The sequence below is a fragment of the Streptomyces milbemycinicus genome, assembly GCF_002154605.1.
GTDB lineage: Bacteria > Actinomycetota > Actinomycetes > Streptomycetales > Streptomycetaceae > Streptomyces > Streptomyces milbemycinicus.
Genome location: NZ_MUNE01000636.1, coordinates 263 through 5,734, shown reverse-complemented (window position 1 = coordinate 5,734; position 5,472 = coordinate 263). Strand labels below are relative to the sequence as shown.

The following is a 5,472-nucleotide window of genomic DNA, read 5'->3' as shown; positions in this document are numbered from 1 at the left end:
TGGGCGGCCTGGACGGCGTCGTCGGCGCTCACCACGCGCCGGGCCGCCCCGTCGGTGACCTCGTCGTGCATCCGCCGCGCCTCGGTGACGAGCCGGTCCCGCTCGTCCTGCCGGATGCCGGCGACGAGGCGGTCGGCGGCGGCCTGCTCCTCGCGGGCCTGGACGAGCTGCTGGTCCGCTGCGGTCCACCGCTCCTCGGCCTGCCCGGCCTCCGGCTGCGTCTGCCCGGTCTCCGGCTGCCCGGCGGTGGTCTCCAGGAGCTGTGCCCACAGGGCGTCGCGGACGGCCTGGGCCTTCGCCGCCGCCTCCTCCTCGGCGGCCTGGAGGCGGTCCCGGACAGCCTCGCGGAACTCCGCCGCGGGCCCCCTCGCCGTCTCGTCCGCGGCGGCCTCGGCGGCGCGGTAGTGATGGCGGGCGCTGCGGTCGGCGGCCCGCGTGGCGCGCTCGGCCGCCGAGCGGTGCCGCCGGGCCCGGGTGTACTCCGCCTCGGCCACGGTCACGGCCTCGTGCAGGTCGGGGACGTCCCGGCGCAGGCTCCAGTACTCCTGGTCCGCCTCGGTCAGGGCCTTGGCCGCCTCGCTGACCTTGTCCCACGCCGTGCCGACCCGCTCGGGGAAGTTCTCGTCGGTGATCAGCCCGAGCTGGCGGGCGACGTCCTCGCGTACCCAGGCGATGATCTGGGTCTGGGTCTCCACGGCCTGGATGCCCGGTTTGACCCCGCCGAACGGGCCCATCAGGTGCTCGCGGGCCCAGACGGCGAATGAGTTGTCCTTGAGCTGCCGGTCGACCTCGGCGACGGTCAGCCAGGCGGTGGGGATGGCGAACGCGAACATCCGGCCCGTGGTGGGCTTCACCTTCGTCTGGTGGACCTGCTCGTTGGTGATGGCCTGGCCGTCGGCCTCCAGCGCGTTGGCGCCGGTGCCGCTCACACCCATGTTGACCGTACCGAGCGGCTGGGTCTTGATCAGCGGGAAGCCGCCGATGGCGGTGTCCGTGACGCCGCCGTAGTTGGTGTTCGCGGTGTCGTTGTGGGTGTGCTGCAGCGCGGCTTCCATGTCGCCGCCGTCGGCCACCGTCAGCAGCTGGGCGCCGCTGAGGTCCGGCCGCATGTAGCGGGCGAGGTTGCCGGTCGCGGAGTCCAGGATGTTGTTCTCCGTGATACCCGCGGTGTGGTAGCCGCTGTCCCCTGCCGCGTCCTCGGCGAACGTGCTGAGTGCCACGTTGCCGGAGGAGTCCTCCAGCACCTGGGCGGCGCCGGTGCCCTCGGCGGTGAGCGGGGTCAGCCGTGCCCATCGCAGGGCCTCTTCGAGCGCGTCACCGGTCAGCTGCCCCGACACCTGGGCGAGCCGGTTGTCGTACGCCTTGGCCAGGGCGAGGAGGCCCGCCGCCTCGACCCCCTCGGCGCCGATGACGGCACGGACGTCGAAGCCGTTGGACGGCATCTCGAACGGCGCCTCGCCGCCGCCGGGTTGCGGGACGGAGCGCCAGGCGCGCACCCGGTCCCACAGCTGCTCGGACGGGATGCGGTCGGTGGCCGACGTCAGCACGTTCACCGCGGGCGGCTCGTCCACCGGCTCCGGCGGGCGCAACGGGTCCGGTTCGGCGCCGGGTTGGCCGTCGTCTGCGGGGTCGGGCCGCAGCAGGCTGAGCGGGATGATGTCCTTCAGCGTGCCGACGTCCTGCTCGTGGGAGATCCGGGAGGTGTCCGGGTCGCGCGGTATCTCCCCGCGCATGCGGCCGATCTCCAGGGTGAGCTCGAGCCGGTAGCGGGTGGTGAACTGGGCGTGCGGCCCCTTGGTGGTCGTCTTCCGCGCCCGGGTGAGGGTGATGCCCGAGGAGCCGGAGATGATCTGGCGGTTGGAGCCGAACTCGGCGAGGGACGGGCCCGCCGTCGGCACGGACGGATTGTCGGTGCGCACACCCTCGGTGATGGTCGTGCCCGCGTCGGAGCCCCGGCCCTGCTCGAACGCGCGGGTACGGGTCTCCACGGCCGTACGGGACTCTCCCAGCTCGGCGCCGGGCCACAGCCGGTCGAAGTCCTGCCCGTCCTCGACCGGTATGAGCCGGGCCCGTACCCGTACGTCCCGCTTGCCGATCCGGACCCTCTTCCACCCCGGGCCGCCGATCCTGGAGGGGAGTGAGGAGCCGGTTCCGGTCATCTCCCGGCGCAGTGCGCGCGCGACGCGGCCCGACACCAGTCGGCGGACCGCCTCCCGGCTGACACTGTCGAGGCCGTGGCCGAGGCCGTCCAGCTTCTGGTCGAAGGCGGTCAGGGCTTCGGTGACGTTCAGGGAGTCGACGGGGTACTGGGCGAACGGATGGCGGCGCAGCCAGCCGGGCAGGGACCACGTCCGGTCCGCGTACATCGGCCCGGCGCCGAGGCCGTCGCGGATCAGGCCCATCTCGGCTGCGGTCCGCTCGGGGATGTGGCCGAGCCAGCCGCCGGTGATCCGCTGCCACCGGCCGGCCCGGTGGCGCCCCTTCTGCAACAGGAGCCTGCCGACCGGCTTCAGCAGACCGATGGAGCGCACATCGGCCGCGACCTGGTGCTCCGCGTCGCCCGCGGTCAGCACCTGGTAATCGGAGTTCGACCAGGAGGTGTCGGTGGTGACGGTCCGGGTGACGGTCTCCGACTCGCTCTCCGAGCGCACCCACGGGCGCCAGACCGCTCCGTAGTTGCCGGTGAGGCCCGGCCCCGCGGAGTGGGACTGGCCGTAGACGAAGCTGACGCCGGCGGAATGGGCGGCGGACTTGGTCTGGGTGCCGGTCATCGCGGTGCTTGCGCCGACCGTCACCGAGGCCTTCACCGGCTCGGGCCGTCCCAGGGCGCGCAGCCCGGTGACCCGGATCCGGTGGACGACCGTCGCCAGCCAGTCCAGGTAAGGACCCTTGCTGAACAGGCCCGTGGCGCGCAGCCCCAGCGGTGTCGCGGTCTGGTCGAAGTTGGCCGTCAGAAGTTGCGGCTGGTGCGGGCGGACCGCGGCGTCGTGCGCGGGCGCCCCCTGGTACGTCAGGTGCCACCGCCCCTGGGACGCCTCCTCCAGGACGGCGTCCACGATGCCCTCACCGTGCGGCGGCGCCAGGACGGAGACGGTCTGGTGCGGCTGCCCGTCCAGCGGCCCCGGCTCCTGGGGGTGGACGGGGGCGGTGGGCGCGCGGTCCACCAGGTCCCTGGTCTCGCGGACGGACAGGGTGCCCTGGGTGACCCGGTCGGGGCCCCGGTAGGGGTTGGCCGCGCCCGGGGCGTGCGGGTCGGTGTCCGGGCTGTGCTCGGCGGGGACGGCCAGCAGCACCTTGGCGCGTATGGGGGGGACCAGGCCGCGGCGCGGGGCGCGGAAGACGAACAGCTGGGTGCCCAGCAGGCCGAGCGAGGTGATGCCGCGCAGCAGGCTGCGGAACCGCCAGTAGCCGCCCGTGCTCACCGTGATGGACAGGTCGTAGCTGTAGAGGTGCGCGGGTTCGGTGGTGTCCGCCGACGGTTCGGCGGACGCGGTGGAGCCGAAGGGGGTCTCCGCCCGTTCCTGCCAGTTCCCCCGGTAGCCGAACTGTGCGGTGACGGAGTGCGCGGGGGCGCCGCGCTCGTCGGTGGCGCCGGCGTCGATGGTCGAGAACAGGGCCTCGAACGTGGCCTCCGTGCTCTGCGTTCCGTACCGTCCGCCGTCGGCGTTGGTGACGCCGGGGGAACTGCGCGTCAGCAGGTTGTCGGTGGTGCCCTCGAAGCGGCGGCCGGTCATGTCGGCGTCGAGCCAGATATCGCGGTGGCCGCGGGTGAACCGGCCCGGGTCCTGCAGGGGGACGCGCAGGCCGGTGGTTCTCATCGTGTCCAGGTTCCCCTCCATGGCGTGGTGGGAGGACAGCGCGTTGTACACCGTCAGAACGTTGTGCAGCACCATCTGGTAGTGCGCGTGGTTGCGCCACCTGCTGTCGTCGGGGTCACCGAGGTCTTCGAGCGGGGCGATCATCCCGGGGAACTCGCGGGCGAGGGCCGCCACCACCTGCCGGGTGATCGTGGCCAGCCGGGTGTCCGCGGGGCTGTCGCCCGACGCGGTACGGTCGGTGTACCGGCCGTCGGGGTACAGGAACTGCACCACCCGGCTCATGCCGAGGGTCGGCGGGTGGTCCTCGGTCAGATAGGCCGGGGCGTACGGCTCCCGGCCGTCGCGCTTGGCGAGGGTGGTGCCGTCGTCCAGTCCGGCCAGACGGCGCGCTTCCCGGTGCGTCATCCAGTCCAGGCTCCAGGTGCGGAACGCGGTCGGCTCGGCGTCCCCGGTCTTCAGCACGTACACGGTCTTCTCGACCCGGTACAGATCGGTGGCGGTCTTCGTGCTCTGGATGGCGGACTTGACCGCGCCGGATCCGCCGACCGTCATGTACCGGCCGCGGGTGTGTCCCCGGCGCCCGCCCGGGCCGAACTGCAAGCGCGGCTTGATCTTCTCCATGAAGCCGGGGATCAGGTTCAGCACGTCCACCACTGGCAGGTTGAACGTCGGCCCCACGACGCCGAAGAACTCCAGGGTGTGCGCCCTGCTCTGCTTGCGGGAGTTCTGCGCCGTCAGCTGTCCGGTCTGGGCCAGCTTGGCCTTGTCGCTCTCGTCGGCCAGGACGGCCCTCCCCGGCACGACCCGCGGGATGACGAACGCGCCCAGTGGGGTGCGCTTCTTGTCGCCGGCGAACAGCGGCTTGCCCGGCACCATGGACCGGGAGAGCCGGTCCGCCATCTGGTCGAAGTTGCCGGAGGAGAAGAACGCGGACAGTTCGTCGTGGGCGGTGCTGCCCGGTTCGGCGCCGACCCGCTTCGCCGCCCAGTTCCGGATCTCCTCCACGGGCCCGTAGCCCACGGTGGTGACGGCCCGGTAGTCGGACTCGGGGCCCAGCTGCATCCGCTGCGGGGTGCGGACCGTCTCGTGCGTTTCGGTGAGAGTGTCCGCCAGCCGCAGCCCGAGCCCGTCGCGCAGGGACACGCCGGAGGTGAAGTCCGGGGCGCTGGTCCTGGCGGGCCTGGCGCGCCACCGGGTGCCGAGGACGCCCTCCTTGGCGGGGCGCGGGGGCAGGGCGTCGGTGACGGTCACCTCGTAGTACACGTCGTCGATGTGGACGTGTGAGTGGTCGTCGGCCTTGGTCTCCCCCTGGCTCACCACGTCGTCCTGCATGGTGTAGGCGGTGTCGTGGGAGCGGGCGAACCGCATCCCCAGCCGGCCGAAGGCGGCGAAGGCGAACGGCAGCGGGCCGATCGGCACGGCCGGGCCGATCTGCCGGGTGGTGCTGAGGACCTTGCTGCCGCCGACGGTGGTCTTGGCGCGGTACTGGTTGTCGATCTTGGTCGGCCCGGTGCTGTCGGCGAACCTCTCCCAGGCGCCGTAGTTGCGGATCCGTACGCGCAGCGTGCGCAGCCGCCCGGACTCGGCACGGTAGGTGAACTCCCGGCCGTCCCCGGCGAAGGTGTGCGGCTGTTCCCGCATGGCCCGCACCAGC

At 72.8% G+C, this 5,472-nt stretch carries 1 pseudogene; it reads right to left on the bottom strand.

Features of this window, described 5'->3' with window-relative positions:
• A pseudogene (locus tag CCN51_RS41095) lies at positions 1-5,472 on the bottom strand (hypothetical protein); the annotation flags it as partial.